This is a genomic window from Rhodococcus sp. NPDC127593, from assembly GCF_042671975.1.
Taxonomy (GTDB): domain Bacteria; phylum Actinomycetota; class Actinomycetes; order Mycobacteriales; family Mycobacteriaceae; genus Rhodococcus_F.
Genome location: NZ_JBHXWI010000006.1, coordinates 137,950 through 154,459 on the forward strand (window position 1 = coordinate 137,950; position 16,510 = coordinate 154,459).

14 protein-coding genes are annotated in these 16,510 nt (G+C 69.3%); 8 read left to right on the plus strand and 6 right to left on the minus strand.

Annotated elements, in window-relative coordinates; all coding sequences use genetic code 11:
* Window positions 1-42: 42 nt before the first annotated feature.
* Window positions 43-1,695 (plus strand): glucose-6-phosphate isomerase, encoded by a 1,653-nt coding sequence (gene pgi / locus ACFVJ3_RS07315; protein ID WP_378451430.1) that lies wholly within the window; start codon window positions 43-45, stop codon window positions 1,693-1,695.
* Between the two features lies 1 nt (window position 1,696).
* On the opposite strand, the gene ACFVJ3_RS07320 is transcribed toward pgi, so the two are convergent.
* Complete coding sequence (locus ACFVJ3_RS07320) at window positions 1,697-2,476, minus strand: FAD:protein FMN transferase (RefSeq protein ID WP_378451431.1); 780 nt, start codon at window positions 2,474-2,476, stop codon at window positions 1,697-1,699.
* Window positions 2,477-2,580: 104 nt separating this feature from the next.
* Between ACFVJ3_RS07320 and ACFVJ3_RS07325 the strand changes: the two genes are divergently transcribed.
* On the plus strand, window positions 2,581-3,840 hold the full coding sequence (locus ACFVJ3_RS07325) for a hypothetical protein (protein WP_378451432.1): 1,260 nt from the start codon (window positions 2,581-2,583) through the stop codon (window positions 3,838-3,840).
* 1 nt (window position 3,841) lies between these two features.
* Here ACFVJ3_RS07325 and ACFVJ3_RS07330 read toward each other — a convergent pair whose 3' ends face one another.
* A complete protein-coding gene (locus ACFVJ3_RS07330; RefSeq protein WP_378451433.1) occupies window positions 3,842-5,206 on the minus strand; it encodes an NAD(P)/FAD-dependent oxidoreductase in 1,365 nt (454 codons plus the stop codon).
* 9 nt (window positions 5,207-5,215) lie between these two features.
* Window positions 5,216-5,968 carry an SDR family oxidoreductase gene (locus ACFVJ3_RS07335; protein ID WP_378451434.1) on the minus strand — a complete coding sequence of 251 codons (753 nt, stop codon included), beginning with the start codon at window positions 5,966-5,968 and terminating at the stop codon, window positions 5,216-5,218.
* 88 nt (window positions 5,969-6,056) lie between these two features.
* On the opposite strand from ACFVJ3_RS07335, the gene ACFVJ3_RS07340 reads away from it, so the two are divergent.
* The 4 genes from ACFVJ3_RS07340 (at window position 6,057) to ACFVJ3_RS07355 (ending at window position 11,554) form a co-directional block, all read left to right on the plus strand.
* The gene (locus ACFVJ3_RS07340; protein WP_378451435.1) at window positions 6,057-7,490 is read left to right on the plus strand and encodes a dihydrolipoyl dehydrogenase family protein; all 1,434 of its coding nucleotides are present in this window, start codon (window positions 6,057-6,059) and stop codon (window positions 7,488-7,490) included.
* Between the two features lie 64 nt (window positions 7,491-7,554).
* A complete protein-coding gene (locus ACFVJ3_RS07345; protein ID WP_378451436.1) occupies window positions 7,555-9,084 on the plus strand; it encodes a carboxylesterase/lipase family protein in 1,530 nt (509 codons plus the stop codon).
* On the plus strand, window positions 9,081-10,550 hold the full coding sequence (locus ACFVJ3_RS07350; RefSeq protein WP_378451437.1) for a carboxylesterase/lipase family protein: 1,470 nt from the start codon (window positions 9,081-9,083) through the stop codon (window positions 10,548-10,550). Before ACFVJ3_RS07345 ends, ACFVJ3_RS07350 begins: the two co-directional genes overlap by 4 nt.
* 98 nt (window positions 10,551-10,648) lie before the next feature.
* Window positions 10,649-11,554 (plus strand): SDR family oxidoreductase, encoded by a 906-nt coding sequence (locus tag ACFVJ3_RS07355; protein WP_378451438.1) that lies wholly within the window; start codon window positions 10,649-10,651, stop codon window positions 11,552-11,554.
* Between the two features lie 6 nt (window positions 11,555-11,560).
* Here ACFVJ3_RS07355 and ACFVJ3_RS07360 read toward each other — a convergent pair whose 3' ends face one another.
* Window positions 11,561-11,938, minus strand: a complete 378-nt coding sequence (locus ACFVJ3_RS07360) for a VOC family protein (RefSeq protein WP_378451439.1) — start codon at window positions 11,936-11,938, stop codon at window positions 11,561-11,563.
* Window positions 11,939-12,083: 145 nt separating this feature from the next.
* Here ACFVJ3_RS07360 and ACFVJ3_RS07365 point away from each other — a divergent pair, with 145 nt between their 5' ends.
* Window positions 12,084-13,181 carry a CaiB/BaiF CoA transferase family protein gene (locus ACFVJ3_RS07365; protein ID WP_378451440.1) on the plus strand — a complete coding sequence of 366 codons (1,098 nt, stop codon included), beginning with the start codon at window positions 12,084-12,086 and terminating at the stop codon, window positions 13,179-13,181.
* Window positions 13,182-13,232: 51 nt separating this feature from the next.
* On the opposite strand, the gene ACFVJ3_RS07370 is transcribed toward ACFVJ3_RS07365, so the two are convergent.
* Window positions 13,233-14,717, minus strand: coding sequence for a PLP-dependent aminotransferase family protein (locus ACFVJ3_RS07370; RefSeq protein ID WP_378451441.1), 1,485 nt, complete (start codon window positions 14,715-14,717; stop codon window positions 13,233-13,235).
* Between the two features lie 62 nt (window positions 14,718-14,779).
* Between ACFVJ3_RS07370 and ACFVJ3_RS07375 the strand changes: the two genes are divergently transcribed.
* Window positions 14,780-14,992: a hypothetical protein gene (locus tag ACFVJ3_RS07375; protein ID WP_378451442.1), complete on the plus strand. Its 213-nt coding sequence runs from the start codon at window positions 14,780-14,782 to the stop codon at window positions 14,990-14,992.
* Here ACFVJ3_RS07375 and ACFVJ3_RS07380 read toward each other — a convergent pair.
* Window positions 14,965-16,503 carry an alkaline phosphatase D family protein gene (locus tag ACFVJ3_RS07380; RefSeq protein ID WP_378451443.1) on the minus strand — a complete coding sequence of 513 codons (1,539 nt, stop codon included), beginning with the start codon at window positions 16,501-16,503 and terminating at the stop codon, window positions 14,965-14,967. The two genes, ACFVJ3_RS07375 and ACFVJ3_RS07380, sit on opposite strands and share 28 nt — an antisense overlap.
* Window positions 16,504-16,510 lie beyond the last annotated feature (7 nt).

A 16,510-nucleotide genomic window follows, 5' to 3' on the forward strand; every position in this document is an offset into this window, starting at 1 on the left:
TCGCACGGAAGTTTCGACGCGCGGGCATTAAGCTCAAATCTCGTGAGCTCAGACATCACCGGAACCGCTGCCTGGCAGAAATTGCGTGATCATCACGCTCAAATTCAGTCCGTCCATCTTCGAGAACTCTTCGAGAAGGACCCGGCACGCGGGCGGGAGCTCACCGTCTCCGCCGGCGACCTGTACATCGACTACAGCAAGCACCGCATCGACCGCGACACGATCGGGTTGCTCCTCGAGCTGGCGCGCAGCGCCGACCTGGAGGCACGCCGGGACGCGATGTTCGCGGGCGAGCACATCAACACCTCCGAGGACCGCGCCGTCCTCCACACCGCGCTGAGGCTGCCCGCCGACGCCTCTCTCGTCGTCGACGGGCAGGACGTGGTGGCCGACGTCCACGAGGTCCTCGACCGCATGGGCGACTTCACGGATCGTGTGCGCTCCGGTGAATGGCGCGGCGCGACGGGCGAGCGAATCAAGACGGTTGTCAACATCGGTATCGGCGGCTCGGATCTGGGTCCGGTGATGGTGTACCGCGCACTGCGGCACTACGCCGACGCCGGCATCAGTGTCCGGTTCATCTCCAACGTCGACCCCGCCGACCTGGTGCGCAGCCTGCAGGGCCTCGACCCGGCCACCACCCTGTTCATCGTGGCGTCCAAGACGTTCTCGACGCTCGAGACGCTCACCAACGCCACCGCCGCGCGGCGCTGGCTGCTCGGCGGTCTCGGCCTCGGAAACGAAGCGGTCGCAAAGCATTTCGTCGCCGTCTCGACGCACGCGGATCGGGTGGCGGAGTTCGGTATCGACACGGCCAACATGTTCGGATTCTGGGATTGGGTGGGCGGCCGGTATTCGGTCGATTCCGCCATCGGGCTGTCGGTGATGGTGGCGATCGGCAAAGAGCGTTTCGCGGAGTTCCTCGCCGGCTTCCACGCCGTGGACGAACACTTCCGGACGGCGCCGCTCGAGGAGAACGCGCCGGTCCTGCTCGGCCTGATCGGCCTCTGGTACTCGAACTTCTTCGGTGCCGAATCCCGTGCCGTGCTGCCGTATTCCAACGACCTCGTGCGGTTCGCGGCCTATCTGCAGCAGTTGACGATGGAATCGAACGGCAAGTCGGTGCGCGCCGACGGCTCACCCGTCCCCACGCCCACCGGTGAGATCTTCTGGGGCGAACCCGGAACCAACGGGCAGCACGCCTTCTACCAGCTCCTGCACCAGGGCACGCGGCTCGTCCCGTCCGATTTCATCGGTTTCGGCGAGCCCACGGACGACCTGCCCACCGCGGACGGCACCGGCAGCATGCACGACCTGCTGATGAGCAACTTCTTCGCCCAGACGAAGGTCCTGGCGTTCGGCAAGACGGCCGAGGAGATCGCGGCCGAGGGCACGCCCGAACATCTGGTGCCGCACAAGGTCATGCCCGGCAACCGGCCGTCCACCACGATTCTCGCGCCGAAGCTCACCCCGTCGGTGATCGGGCAGCTGATCGCCCTGTACGAGCACCAGGTGTTCGTCGAGGGCGTCGTGTGGGGCATCGACTCGTTCGACCAGTGGGGTGTCGAGCTCGGCAAGACGCAGGCCGTGGAGTTGCAGCCGGTGCTCACCTCCGCGGATGAACCGGCCGCGCAAAGCGATTCGTCCACGGACAGCCTGGTGCGCTGGTATCGCCGTCAGCGTGGACGGGCGTGATTCACCAGCTCTCGGTGGTGTAGACCCGGCCCGAACGGTCCACCAGCCGGGCACGCAGCTCGTGCTGTTCGATCCAGCGGATCGCACCGATGCCCCGGGCGAGGGCGGCGACGCTGGCCGCGTATGCCCAGAGCGCGTCGTCCGCGATCACCGTCACGGTCTCCCATTCGGTGGCGGTGGGTGGTTCGGTGGCCGGGGGCGCGAACGCCGTCGCCATCGCCGTCCCGTTCACCAGTTCGACCTCGCCGTCGCCGGGCACCGGGATCTGCCACCCGCCGGCGGGACAGTGTCCGGCCGTCGCGATGACGTCGCCGATTCGCACGGCGGCCCCGCACTCGAGTTGGCGGGCGACCAGTTCCGCCGCCCGATCGACCGTGTCGGCCTTGGCGGTGTCGGTGATGTCGAACGAGGCGCCCCACGGCGCGAACACGACGTCGTCGTCGATCTGGATGTCGAGGAAGCTGGGCGCCGGGTGCACGGTGGGGATCAGGTCCTCGTCGGGGGATTCGGAGGCGAGCGGGTTCACCACCCCGTCGGTCATCCGGGCGGCCCAGAGCGCCGAACGCAGCAGCGCGGACATCCGCCGGCTGACCTTCACCGGCGCGCCCTGCGAAAGGTTGACGGCGTGGATCTCGGCGGCGCCGCGGTGGATGTCGCAGACCGATTCGGCCTCGTCGATGACGGCCGCGATCAGCGCAGCAGCCTCGGGAAGGGCGGCACCCTCGGTGACGTCGACTTCCACGAGGGAACCCCACACCTTCCATATCTCGACGCTAACCATGGTGTTCTCCGTGTGCGGTCCGTACAGCGCTGCACTTCCAGTATGCGCCGGCTGTCCAGAGGTCGGCGTCCGGCGACCACCTCGACCGGTCGTACACTTCGCTGGTGAGCGCCCGATTGAGCGTTGTCGACGAGATGTTCCTGCGCACCCATCGGGGGTGGGGAACGCCGATCGTGATGCAGGGACTGTGGCGTACCGACGGGCGGGTGAACGCCTCGACCCTCGATTCCCTGAGCGCAGACCTCGCCCACGGACCGTTGGGCAGGCGCGTGGTGCGTCCGCGGATTCCCGGCGCTCGGCCGCGGTTCGAGCCGAGTACCGACGCCTTTCCCGTCGAATACGCGGAGATCGAGTCTGGAGCGGTCCTCGCGTGGGCGGACGAGCAGGGCTCGTTGTCGGTGGACCCCGAGCGGGGTCCCGCCTGGCGTCTGGCGTGCGCACGTCCGGCCGACGGGGGCACGGTGCTGTCGCTGGTGTGTTCCCACGTGATCGCGGACGCGCGCGGTCTGGCGACAGCCATCGCGGCGGGGCTGCAGGGACTGCCCCCATCGGACCCGGGAGGTTCGGACGGCGCTGTCGCGGACATGTGGGACGCCACCCGGCTCGCCCGCCGCGTGACGGAGGGAACCGCGCGTGCGGTCGCCGGTCTCGTGGTGAGCGGGACCCGTCGCGCGGAACTCCGGCGCTTCCTGCACGTGAGCGGCAAAGCGTCCCCCGGCACACTTTGCCACTCACCTGTGTCGGCGGTGCTGGACGTGGATGCCGAGCAGTGGGACGCCGCCGCGGAGCAGGCAGGCGGAACCCCGAACAGCCTGTTCCTGGCCGTGGTGGCCGAGCTGGCGCGACGGGACGGCGAATCCCGGCCGCTCACGATCAGTGTGCCGATGGATCTGCGGGGCCCGGGCAACCCGCCGGGCACCGCGAACTCCGTTGCCATGGTCGAGGTGGACGTCGGCCCGCAGGACACCGTCGCGGATGTGCGGGCCGCGAGCCGCGCGGCGTTCTCCGCACCCGCGATGACGAGTCCGGCCGGGTTCCCGGAGGAGATGCTGCAACTGGTCCCCGACCGGGTGGCGCACGCCCTCACGGGCAACCCCGGCGAACGGGACGTGCTGTGTTCCAACATCGGACCGCTACCCGAGGCGCTCGTCTCGATCGGCGGTCACCGCGCCACCGGCATCGCCACCCGCGCCGTGCATCCGGGTGTCGTGACCAGCCGCACCCGGCTCTCCGCCTATCTCAACCGGTTCGGCGGCAACTACACCCTCGCGCTCGAGTCCCTGGACAGTCCGGACCACGCCGGGCTCCGGGAACGGGCGATGAACGTCCTCGCCCGGCACGGTCTCGACGCACGAGGCTGGTGAGTCAGGACTCGGACGCGGGTTCGGAGTAGGGCAGACGCGCCGACTGCGGATCGCCGTAGGTGATCGCCCGCTCCCGGCGCGTCCGCGACGCCAGCGTGACGGCCCAGTTGAGCAGGGTGCCGAACCGGTTGCGGTACCCGGCGAGGAATGCGATGTGGATGGCACCCCACGACACCCAGCCCAGGAATCCGGACATCCGGATCGGGCCCGCCTGAAGCAGCGCGTGCCTGCGGGCGATGTACGCCGCGCTCCCCAGGTCGCGGTACTTGAAGGGTTTGCGGTCGGGCGTTCCCCCCGCGACCGTGCGGGCGATGCACCCACCGACGTGCCTGCCGCCCTGCATCGCGACCTCGGCCACGCCCGGGAGCTCGTTCAGCGACATCAGGTCGCCGATCACCCAGACGTTCGGGTGACCGGGCACGGTGAGATCGGGTTCGACGGCGATGCGCCCACCCTGAATCTGCTTCACGCCCACCGCATTCGCGAGAGCTTCCGCGAACGGCACAGCCTCGACGCCCGCGGTCCAGAGGATCGTGCGAGCCCCGTAGCGCTTCTTGGTGCGGGCGGCGTTCTTGGCCGTCGTCTCGATGCTGGTCTCGCAGACGTCGGTGACGTGCACACCGAGGTGCGTTTCGACGCCGACCTTGTCGAGGGTCCGCTGCGCCGCCGCGGACAGTTTCCGGTTGAACGACGGGAGCACGCGGTCGCCGCCGTGGAACAGCAGCACCCGGGCCTCGCACGGGTCGATGGACTGGAACTCGTGGGCGAGGGCGTGCACGGCGAGTTCCCGGATCTGGCCCGCCAGTTCGACTCCGGTGGGCCCGCCGCCCGCGACGGCGAACGTCAGCCAGGGCCTGCGCTCCTCCGCGGTGGCTAGCGATTCGGCCATCTCGAAGGCGCAGATCAGCTTTCGGCGTATGGCGAGCGCGTCGTCGAGGGTCTTCATCCCCGGCGCCCACTGGATGTACTCGTCGTGCCCGTGGTACGCCTGACGCATTCCCGCCGCGACGATCAGGTAGTCGTACGGGAGTTCGAACGTGGATCCGTCGAAGCGGCTGGCGGTCAGAACGCGGCCGACGGCGTCGATCGTGTGCGCCTCCCCGAGGGCGACGTGCACGTTGCGGTTCCCGCGCAGCAGGTGCCGCAGCGGGCTGCTGATCTCGCCCTCGGAGAGCAACCCCGTCGCGCATTGATAGAGCAGCGGCTGGAAGAGGTGGCTGGTTCCACGGTCCAGCAGGGTGACGTCCACATCGACGTCGCGGAGCCGCCGGGCGGCGTGGATTCCGCCGAACCCTCCCCCGACGATGACGACACGCGGCCTCGAACGCTGCAGGCCGAGGGACGAGGATTCCTGGGCGGTCGTCATAGGTCAGTCCTACACGAACCGGGATGTCCACGCATGAGGAAGGAATCTCAACGCGAGGTCGATTCCGCGCCATTTGATACCCGGCAGCGCAGCGCGGTTCGTCTCCTTCTCGATGGCCGCGACCATCGCATCGACGCCGTCGTCGAGGGTGGCCGTCATTGTGGAACTGTCGCCGGCCTTGCCCGACATGTCGGTGGCGATGTACCCGGGCAGCAGCGTGGTCACCACGATCGGACTCTTCGCCAGTTCCGCGGTCAGCGCCTCGCCCAGGGCCGACACTCCCGCCTTGCTCGCCGAGTACGCCGCCTTCGGGCCGGGCAGACCGCGATCTGCACTGATCGAGGACACGAGCACGAGGTGCCCGGAGTTCTGTTCGCGGAAGATCCCGAGCGCCGCCTCGCACTGCGACAGGGCGCCGACGAAGTTGGTGCGGGCGGTGGCGAGATTGGCGTCGGCCCGGCCCGTTCCGATCCTGGCCCCTTTGCCGAGTCCGGCGTTGACGACGACGCGATCGAGTCCGCCCAGCTCGTCGCGCAGTTCGCCGAAGACCCGGACCACCGCGTCGTGGTCGGTGACGTCGAGTTCCCGGACGGCGGCGGTGATCCCGGGATGCGCCGACTGCAACTCGTCGCGCACGGACTCGAGCCGTTCGACGCGGCGCGCACACAGCGCGAGGTCTCGTCCCTGGGCGGCGAACCGACGCGCCATCTCCTCGCCGAGTCCCGAGCTGGCCCCGGTGATCAGAATCTTCTGCCGTGTCATTCCGCCACAGTATCTACGCGTGGGTAACAACGCGAGAGGCCTGCCGGAACCTCTGACATCCAGCACCGACCGGCTTACGGTTACAGGTATGACTGACTCTGGGAGCGGCGTGGAAGAGTTCGATGTCATCGTGATCGGAGGCGGTCCGGCGGGTGAGAACGCGGCAAGTTACGCCATCGCGGGCAGCGACCGCACTGCGGCACTGATCGAACACGAACTGGTCGGCGGGGAATGCTCCTACTGGGCGTGCATGCCCAGCAAGGCGCTGCTGCGCCCGGGAGAGGTCCTCGGGGCGGCGCGCAACATGCCCGGGGTGTCGGCCGGTCCGCTCGACGCGGACGCCGTGCTGGCGCGACGCGACTCGTTCACCAGCAACCACGACGACTCGTCGCAGGTGATGTGGGCCGACTCGCAGGGGATCGACGTCATCCGCGGATCGGCACGCATCACCGGGGACCGCACGGTGACGGTCGGCGATTCCCGCGAGCTGCACGCCCGGCACGCCGTCGTGGTCGCCACCGGGACGACCGCCGCCGTCCCCGACACCCCCGGCCTGCGGGCGGCGTTGCCGTGGATCTCGCGGGACGCCACCAACCTGAGAGAGATTCCGCGCCGGGTCGCCGTCATCGGCGGCGGCGTCGTGGCCTGTGAGAGCGCGACATGGCTGCTGGACCTCGGCGTCGAGGAACTGACGATGGTGGTGCGCGGCCGGGCGCTGCTCCCGAAGAACGAGCCGTTCGCCGGTGAGCGGGTCACTCGCTCGCTGGAGAAGAAGGGTGCGCGGGTCCTGTTCGGCGCGGACCTTCGCGGCGTCGAGCGGGCCGACGCCCGGGACACGGGGATCGGCCGCATCCACGGCGGCCCGGTGACTCTGGACGTGGCGGGACAGGACCCGCTCGTCGTCGACGAGGTCGTCGTCGCGACAGGGCGCACTCCGGCGACGTCGGCGCTCGGCCTCGACGCGCGACTGCTGAACTCTCACGGATACCTCACCACCGACGACCATCTGACGACGGCGGACGAATGGCTGTACGCCGTCGGCGACGCCAACGGCCGTGCGTTGCTCACTCACATGGGCAAGTACCAGGCCCGCGTCTGCGGCGACGTGATCGCCGCCCGCGCCGAGGGCAGGCCGCTGGAGGGGTCCCGATTCCGGGCGACCGCCGACCACCGCCAGGTTCCCCAGGTGGTGTTCGCCGATCCTGAGGTCTCGGCCGTCGGGATCACCGAGAAGGAGGCGCGTGACGCCGGCGTGGACGTCGAGGTCGTGGAGGTCGACATCGCCGTCGCCGGCTCGTCGCTGGCCCGCGACGATTTCAGCGGTCACGCCAAGCTCGTGGTCGACCGGGCCACCGACACCCTGGTCGGGGCGACGTTCGCGGGCACGGACGTCGGCGAGCTCATCCATGCCGCCACCATCGCGCTGGTCGGGAAGGTGCCGCTCGACACGCTGTGGCACGCGGTCCCGTCCTACCCGACCGTGAGCGAGGTGTGGCTGCGGCTGCTGGAGGCTCGGCGCTGAGCCGAACGGAACACCGTCGGCGGAGGTGAACGCCCCCTCAGGCGGTCTCCGTATAGTTTCCGACATGGCGTCTGACACTCTCACGACCGACACGCTGGTGAGGACGACCGCAGGGGTGGTCCGTGGCCGGCGCGTCGGCGACCTGGTCGCGTGGCGGGGAATTCCCTACGCAGCTCCCCCGGTCGGGCCGCTGCGGTTGCGCGCACCCCGGCCGGTCACGCCGTGGTCCGGTGAGTTCGATGCCACCGAATTCGGCGACGCCGCCGTGCAGCACAAGAAGTTCACCGCACTCCGGCCGGGCAGGTATCAGCCGAATAGCGAGAACTGCCTGACGCTCAACGTGCTGGCCACGCCCGGCACGTCCGGGGCGCGCCCGGTGATGGTGTTCATCCACGGCGGCGCGTACACGCTGGGCATGTCGGCCACCGCGCTCTACGGCGGCCAGTCGCTGGTCCGCCGCGGCGACATCGTGTACGTGTCGATCAACTACCGCCTCGGATCGCTCGGATACCTCGACTTCACCCAATTCTCCACCCCCGAAAGACCTTTCGACTCCAACCTCGGACTCCGCGACCAGGTGGCCGCACTCGAATGGGTGCAACGCAACATCGCCGAATTCGGCGGCGACCCCGACAACGTCACCGTCTTCGGCGAATCCGCAGGCGCCAACGCCGTCACCACACTCATGACCACCCCCGCCGCGAAAGGACTTTTCACACGGGCGATCTCGGAGAGTTCGGCCCCCGGTCTCGTCACCACCGCCGACCGGGCCGCCCAATGGGCATCCGACTACGTGACGCTGCTCGGGGCCGAACCGGACACTGCCGCAGAGGCGCTCGCCTCGTCACCTGTCGGCGCACTGGGCCGGGCCGGAAATCGTCTCGGCGCGAAGGTGCTGTCGGAGACGCCGGGACTGCACCCGTTCGGACCCGTGATCGACGGCGACTTCCTGCCGAAGCCGCCGCTCGACGCGTTCGCCGACGGCTCGGCACACCGGGTTCCGCTGATCATCGGCACCAACGCCCGCGAGGGCACCCTGTTCCCGAAACTCCTGGACGCGCTGCCGACCGACCCCGACCGGATCGGGCGGATGTTCGCGCTCACCGACCCCGGCGCCGAGGCCCGCGTCACCGCCGCGTATCCCGGCTACCCGGCGCCGGACGCGGCCGTCGACCTGGGCGGCGATCTGACGTTCTGGAAGCCGTCGATCGAACTGGCCGAGGCCCACTCCGCGTTCGCCCCCACCTTCAGCTACCGTTTCGACTTCGCTCCGCGCGCCATGAAATGGCTCGGACTGGACGCCACGCACGGGTTCGAGCTGTTCGCGGTGTTCGACATCGCAGACACCCTGATCGGCCGTGGCCTCACCCTGCCGGGCGGTCGTCGCGGGCTCAAGGATGTGACGGACACCGTGCAGCGGCACTGGCTGCACTTCGCTTCGCAGGGAACACCGTTGGCGTCGTGGCCGAAGTACGACACCGACAGGAGGGCAACACTCGTGTTCGACACCGTCACCACCGTCCAGGACGATCCGCGCGGGGAGCGCAGGCTGGCCTGGGAGGGGTACCGGGGCTATCACGGGCAGGGCCTGTGAGCGCTCTCGAGGTCCACACCGATGCCGGCGCCGTCGGAGGGCGCCGGATCGACGACGACCTGGCTGCCTGGCGGGGTATCCCCTACGCCGCTCCCCCGGTCGGGCCGCTGCGGTTGCGGGCCCCACAACCGGTCGAACCGTGGTCGGGGGTCCGGCGGGCCTTCCACTTCGGGTCCCCCGCACCGCAGGGTGATGGGACCGACGAGGACTGTCTCACCCTGAACGTGCTCGCACCCGGGGTCACATTCGGAGCGCCGCGACCCGTGATGGTGTTCATCCACGGCGGCGCCTACTCCGGCGGGTCCTCGTCCTCGTCGCTCTACAGCGGTGAGTCGCTGGTCCGCCGCGGCGACATCGTGTACGTGTCGATCAACTACCGCCTCGGATCACTCGGATACCTCGACTTCACCCAATTCTCCACCCCCAAACGGCCTTTCGACTCCAACCTCGGACTCCGCGACCAGGTGGCCGCACTCGACTGGGTGCAACGCAACATCGCCGAATTCGGCGGCGACCCCGACAACGTCACCGTCTTCGGCGAATCCGCAGGCGCCAACGCCGTCACCACACTGATGACGACCCCCGCCGCGAAAGGCCTGTTCGCGCGAGCCATCGCGGAGAGCCCTCCGGTCGCATCCGCGTACCACCCCGAGCGGGCGGCGCGGTGGTCGCGCGAATTCCTCGAGATCGCGGGGGTTCCGCTCTCCGAGGCCGCGACGTGGCTCGAGACCGCCGACCCGGCCGAGTTCGTCGACGCGGGGACGACACTGGCGCACCGGGGCGCCGACGAGGAACCGGGAACCCGCGCGTTCGCGCCCGTCGTCGACGGCTTCTTCCTTCCCACGCATCCGCTCGACTGTTTCGCTTCCGGCTCTGGCCACCCTGTTCCGCTGATCATCGGCACGAACCGCCACGAGGGCAGGGTCTTTCCCCGGTTCCTGAACATCCTGCCCACCGATCCCACCCGGATCGACAAGATGTTCTCGCACGTGGACGCGTCGGTGAAGGAACGGGCCATCGCCGCCTACCCCGGTTATCCCCGTCGGCGTGCGGCCGCGGACCTCGGCGGCGACGTGACGTTCTGGGAACCGTCCGTCCTGTGCGCGCAGGGCCACACGACCGTCGCACCGACCTACAGCTACCGGTACGACTTCGCACCCCGGCTACTCCACGTCCTCGGGTTGGGCGCCACCCACGCGACGGAAATGTACGCGGTGTTCGGTTTGACCGGGCCGTGGGCGCGGCTGCTCACCGCGCTCGGTGGCCGCCGCGGGTTGCGGGCCGTCACCGACACCGTCCAGTCGCACTGGCTGCATTTCGCCCGGCACGGGACCCCCGCACCCGGATGGCCCCGGTACTCGCCGGAGCGCCGGGAGACCCTCATCATCGACGATACGAGCCGGGTGGAGAACGATCCGCTCGGTGAGCGTCGACGCGCCTGGCTGGGGTACGAGCACCGGCGCTAGGCGGCGGCAGTCGCGAGCGGATTCGCGGTGCTTTCGTTCCCCGGTGCGACCCTCCCGGTTGCCCTACTCTCGTAGAGACCTGCATTCGGGAGGCGAGAATGACCGAGTCGAACGATCTCGCAGGCCGCACCATGGTGGTCACCGGTGCCACCTCGGGGCTCGGCCTGGAGACCTGCCGCCAACTCGCACGCCGCGGGGCCACCGTCGTTCTGGTCGGCCGAGACCAGGACAAGATCGACGCGGTGATCGCCGAACTGTCCGAGAGCACCGACCGCGACCGGCTGAACTCGGCGCTCGCCGACCTGTCCTCGCTCGACCGGGTCCGCAAGCTGTCCGAGGAACTGCTGCACCGGTTCCCGCGGATCGATGTGCTGGTGAACGACGCAGGCATCGACGTGGGGCATCGCCAGCTGACGGTCGACGGCATCGAAGAGATGTTCGCCGTGAACTACCTCGCGCCGTTCGTGCTGGCGACGACGCTGGCTCCGGCGATGGCGGAGGCGTCGACCGCCGACGCCGCCGGTTACCGGCACCCGGCTCGCATCGTCGACATCAGCTCGTCGGGACATCGCGGCGGGCACCTCGACTTCGACGACCTCGACGGCACGAAGGACACGTTCCACGGTCAGCGCGCATACAACAACTCCAAACTCGCCCTGACCCTGTTCTCCCGCGAATTGGCGCGGCGGTCCGATCCCGCGAGGCTGGTCGTCAATTGCGCAGACCCCGGTTTCGTCCGCGGCACCTCCCTCGGGCGGGTCCGGCCGTTCGGCTACCAGGTGGTGGGGACACTTCTGGCCCCGTTCACGGCCGAGGTCGCGAAGGCTGCAGAAACGGTGGTCTGGACCGCCACCGCGACGGAGAGCGGCAAGTTCACCGGCAAATACGTGAAGGGCGGCAAGGTCGTTCACCCGAGCAAGGACGCACGCGACGCCGAACTCGCCGCGCGGTTGTGGGACGCTACCGAGGCACTGCTCGCCGGCCGCGATGCGTCCCGCCCCTGAGGTCGGTCAGTTCGGATCCTCGAAGAGCGACAGCACGTTGCCGTGCGGATCCCGGAACCACGCGACGCGGATGCCGTCCGGGGCGCGCCAGGCCGCGTGCTCGTCCTGATCCATGCCCGGGTACTCGGTGAACCCGATGCCCTTGCTGCGCAGTGATTCGACGACCTTGTTCAGGTCGGGGACCTTCCACCCCAGCACCGTGTACCCGGTGTCGGCCTTCGCCTGCACCAGCGTGACTCGGAGCAGAGCCCCGTTGCAGTCGAGGGCCAACGCGAACTCGTCCCGTGAGACGCGCGTCAGCCCCAGGGTCTCCACGTAGAACATCTCCGAGACGTCCAGATCGGTGCTGGCCACGAAACTCACGAGCTCACCCTGAAGACTCATGGATCAACTGTGCCCCGCGCACCCGTGGGCAGGCAAGGGCGCGGGGTCACCCGCGGCGGTATCTCGTGACCCGGGGCACACGGCCGGGCGCCCGCAAGTTAACGTCGATTCGACAGGTTGTCTCGCACCGGAATGAGGAACTCGCGTGTCTGCTCCAGTTACAGAGAAGAAGGGCCCCCTCGCGGGCATTCGCGTCGTCGAATTCGCAGGCCTCGGACCGGGCCCGCACGCCGCCGCCCTCCTGGCCGATCTCGGCGCCGACGTGGTGTGCGTCCAGCGTCCCGGAGTGATTCCGCCGGACGGCCCGTACGACCAGATCCAGCGTGGTCGTCGCGTCGTCGAGGCCAACCTGAAGGACCCCGAGCAGGTCGAGAAGGTCCTCGGTCTGATCGAGCGCGCGGACGTCGTGATCGAGGGCTTCCGCCCCGGCGTCACCGAGCGCATGGGCCTGGGCCCCGATGTCTGCCTCGAGCGCAACGAGCGACTCGTGTACGGACGGATGACGGGCTGGGGCCAGGAGGGTCCACTGGCCAGCGCGGCCGGGCACGACATCAACTACATTTCGCTGACCGGCGTCCTGCACGCCATCGGCCGCAAGGGTGAGCGTCCCGTGCCGCCGCTGAACATGGTCGGCGACTTCGGCGGCGGTTCGATGTTCCTGATCTTCGGGATCCTGTCGGCACTGGTGGAACGCCAGACGTCCGGCAAGGGCCAGGTCGTGGATGCGGCGATGGTGGACGGCGCACTGGCCCTGTCGCACATGATGTGGGCGTTCCGCGGCCGCGGCGTCTGGTCCGACGAGCGCGGCGTCAACCTGCTCGACACCGGCGCGCCGTTCTACGACACCTACGAGACGTCCGACGGCAAGTACATGGCCGTCGGCTCGATCGAGCCGCAGTTCTACGCCCTGTTGTTGCAGGGCCTCGAACTCGACCCCGCCGAACTGCCGCAGCAGATGGACATCTCGTCGTGGCCGCAGATGAAGAAGGTCTTCGCCGAGAAGTTTCTGTCGAAGACCCGCGACGAGTGGGCGGCCATCTTCCTCGGCACCGACGCCTGCGTGTCGCCCGTGCTGACGTTCGCGGAGGCGCCGTCCAACGAGCACATCGCAGCCCGCGGGTCGCTGATCGACCTCGACGGCGTCACCCAGCACGCCCCGGCGCCGCGGTTCTCCCGCACCCCGGCCGGCGCACCCACCCCGCCCGCCCGCGAGGGCGTCGACATAGACACCGTCTGGACCTGACCCCCACGTGAGTGGCGACGCGTGTTCCGGCACGCGTCGCCACTCACGTGCTCAGACGACGAGGGACGGTTCCGCGAGCTCACGGTCGACGGCCAGCGTCGCGTACGCCGCCGCGATGCAGTCGACACCGCGACGCAGCTCGTCTGACGTCCGCGCGTACGGGAGCCGGACGAACCGCTCGAATGCGCCCTCCACCCCGAACCGCGGTCCCGCCGCCAGCAGCACCCCGAAGTTGGGGGCCGTCGCCGCCAGCGCCGTCGAGACCGGCGCGGGCATGCGCAGCCACAGCGACATCCCTCCCGAACCGATGGTCGGGATCCAGTCCGGCAGACGGTCGGCGAGAGCGTCGAGCATCGCGCTCCGCTGTTCCCGCAATTCCGCCCGGCGACGGGCGAGGACGAGTTCGTCGTCGGAGAGCAGATGCGCCGCCGCGAGCTGGTCCATCACCGGCGTGCCCAGATCGACCGCGGCCCGCGCCCCGGCGAGCCGGGTGATCAGTGCCGGATCGGCGCGAATCCAGCCGACGCGCAGCCCGCCCCAGAACGACTTTGCCGCCGACCCGATCGTCACGACCTCCGACTTCGCGGCTCCCCTGCCGTGCGCCGCGACCGGCCCCGGTGACGGCTCGTCCAGCCACAGGTCGACCATCGTCTCGTCCACCACCAGCGTCATGCGGGTATCGCGCGCGATCCGCGCCAGTTCGGCCCGCCCGGACGCGTCGAGGCACAGTCCGGTGGGGTTGTGGAAGTCCGGAATCAGGTACGCCATCCGGGCCGCGGTCTGCCGGGCGGCGCTGCGGATTCCGTCGAGATCCCAGGCACCGGACGCCCCGCCCTCCGGACGGACGGGAACCGGGACCGGACGCGCACCGACCCTGCGGATCGCCTCCAGCGCGTTCGGGTACGTGGGGTGATCGACCAGCACCCGCTCCCCCGGCGCCGTGAGCACGTTGAGGAGCAGCCGCAGCGCGTGCTGAGCACCGGAGGTGACCATGATCTGCTCGGGCGAGGTCTCCAGTCCCCGCGCCCGGTAGCGTTCGGCGATCACGTCCCGCAACGCGCCGATCCCCACCGGCTCCATGCCGTGCGTCGGCAGGAACTGCGGAAGCGATTGCAACGCATAAGCGTAGGCCTGTTCGACCGCCTCCGCGGGCGCGGCCATCGCGGCATAGCTGAGGTCGACCACCGAGTTGTCGGACCCGGGCTGGTGCGCCCGGAACATCAGTCCGTTCTGCCGTGCCCCGAGCGGCAGCGCGACGGTGCTGCGCGACCCCTGACGGCTGATGAGGTACCCCTCGTCCCGGAGCACCGAATACGACGACGTGATCGTGGTCCGGCTCAACTCCAGCATCGACGCCAGTTCGCGCTCGCTCGGCAACGCGACACCCAGCGGGATGCGGCCGTCGTGCACGAGTAGGCGGATCCCGTCGGCCAGCGCCCGGTAGGCGGGCCGCGCCGCCGACCGGCGGCCGCTGTCGTCCTGCCAGTTGCCGAGGTCCCTGGCGAGGGAGCGTGCACCGAGTACGCGAGTCATCATGCAGTCCAGTATCAACCTCTTGGCTATTCAACTCAAAGCCAGTTGTGGCGAACCTTGAATCCATGACGACACTGATCACCCTCGCGTGCATGGTTCTCCTGGCCGCAGCGGTCGCGCACTACGGCCCCAAAGAGGGAGGTAAGGGCGTGTTTCGCCTGGAGCAGTTCCGGATCGGCGCCCCGCTCGGCGGGATCTTTCCCGACCAGCCGAGCAGTCCAGAAGATCCAGACTGGCCCGCTCCGGGCGATCAGCGAGCCGGCGACGGCAGCAGCTGACTGAACAGCACCGTCCCGGCCGCGTCGAGGAGGTCCACCCGCAACTCCGACGTCTGCCCGTCGATGAACACCTCACCGAAGTGCTGGTATCCGTCGAGCGGCGACGAGTTGGGTGCGGGCGGCGCGTGCACGAACACGGCCTCGGGGCCGAACGTGGCGTCGAGGTCGTTGGGACCGAAGCCGCCCGCGTTGAGTGGACCGGAGACGAACTCCCAGAACTCGTCGAAATCCTTGTACGTGGCGAGGTCGGGCGAGTACCGGTGCGCGGCGGTGTAGTGCACGTCCGCGGTGAGCCACACCGTCCCGGTGATCCGCCCCGCCTTGATCGCCGACAGCACCTGGGCGATCTCGGATTCCCGGCCCGACGGCTGACCGGGTTCCCCGTTCGCGACGCCCTCGAACGCGGTATCCCCGTCCGGGACCACCACCCCGAGCGGGAGGTCGTTGGCGATGATCGTCCATGTCGCCGTGGACGCACCGAGTTCCCGGATCAGCCAGTCCTTCTGGGCCGCACCGAGAATCTGCCCGGCCGCACCGGTGTTGACCCCGTTCGCGTCCTTGTAGGTGCGCATGTCGAGGACGAAGATGTCGAGCAGTGGACCGTACCCGATCTTGCGGTACACGCGACCGTCGACCGCGTCGGCCGGCTCGAGCGGCAGCCACTCGTGGTATGCCTGGAATGCCCTCTGCGCCAGCACGTCCACGTTCTTCTCCGTGTATGCGTCGAGGTCGAGGACCTCGCCGGGGTACCAGTTGTTGACGGTCTCGTGGTCGTCCCACTGAACGATCTGCGCCACAGAAGAATTGAACCTGCGGTAGTTGTGATCGGTGAGGTTGTACGCGTACTGGCCGCGGTACTGGTCCAACGTCTGCGCGACCGCGCTCTTCGGCTCGCTGACCGTGTTCCGCCACACGCGTCCGTCCGGCAGCGCGACGGACTCCTTCAGCGGGCCGTCGGCGTACACGACGTCGCCCGAGTGCAGGAACAGGTGCGGGTCGCGCGCGGCCATCGTGTCGAAGATCCGCATCCCGCCGACGTCCGGATTGATTCCGTATCCCTGACCCGCCGTGTCGCCGGACCACTGCAACCGGATGTCGCCTACGGCGCTCGGAGCGGTGCGGAAGACACCCGTCACCGCCTCCGAGATGGCGCCGTCGTCACCTTCGAGAGTCACCCGGTAGTGCACCTGCTGCCCTGCGGGTAGTCCGGTCAGCCGCAGCCGTCCGGTGCCGTCCGTGTCCGGGATGAGCAGTCCCCCCTCGAATCGCGCCGGGTCGGTGAACGACTCGGTGGCCGAGGTCTCCACGATCATCGTGGCCGGACGGTCGGACCTCGCCCAGACGAGCGCACCGTCGGCTCGCACGTCCCCGGCCGCGACACCGTGCGTCAGGGTGGGTCGTTCACGGACCAGCGCCGGACCCGCGCTGCCGGAATCGGAGCACGCGGCGGCGGGGACGGCCAGCAACCCGAGTGCGGTGGAGCGGAGCAGGGTACGGCGGGACAGATACACGGAACAT

Excerpts from the sequence above, each read along its gene's own strand:
- ACFVJ3_RS07320 (WP_378451431.1), bottom strand. The coding sequence starts at position 2,476 with ATGGTTAGCGTCGAGATATGGAAGGTGTGGGGTTCCCTCGTGGAAGTC.
- ACFVJ3_RS07330 (WP_378451433.1), bottom strand. The coding sequence starts at position 5,206 with ATGACGACCGCCCAGGAATCCTCGTCCCTCGGCCTGCAGCGTTCGAGG.
- ACFVJ3_RS07335 (WP_378451434.1), bottom strand. The coding sequence starts at position 5,968 with ATGACACGGCAGAAGATTCTGATCACCGGGGCCAGCTCGGGACTCGGC.
- ACFVJ3_RS07340 (WP_378451435.1), top strand. The coding sequence starts at position 6,057 with ATGACTGACTCTGGGAGCGGCGTGGAAGAGTTCGATGTCATCGTGATC.
- ACFVJ3_RS07345 (WP_378451436.1), top strand. The coding sequence starts at position 7,555 with ATGGCGTCTGACACTCTCACGACCGACACGCTGGTGAGGACGACCGCA.
- ACFVJ3_RS07355 (WP_378451438.1), top strand. The coding sequence starts at position 10,649 with ATGACCGAGTCGAACGATCTCGCAGGCCGCACCATGGTGGTCACCGGT.
- ACFVJ3_RS07360 (WP_378451439.1), bottom strand. The coding sequence starts at position 11,938 with ATGAGTCTTCAGGGTGAGCTCGTGAGTTTCGTGGCCAGCACCGATCTG.
- ACFVJ3_RS07370 (WP_378451441.1), bottom strand. The coding sequence starts at position 14,717 with ATGATGACTCGCGTACTCGGTGCACGCTCCCTCGCCAGGGACCTCGGC.
- ACFVJ3_RS07375 (WP_378451442.1), top strand. The coding sequence starts at position 14,780 with ATGACGACACTGATCACCCTCGCGTGCATGGTTCTCCTGGCCGCAGCG.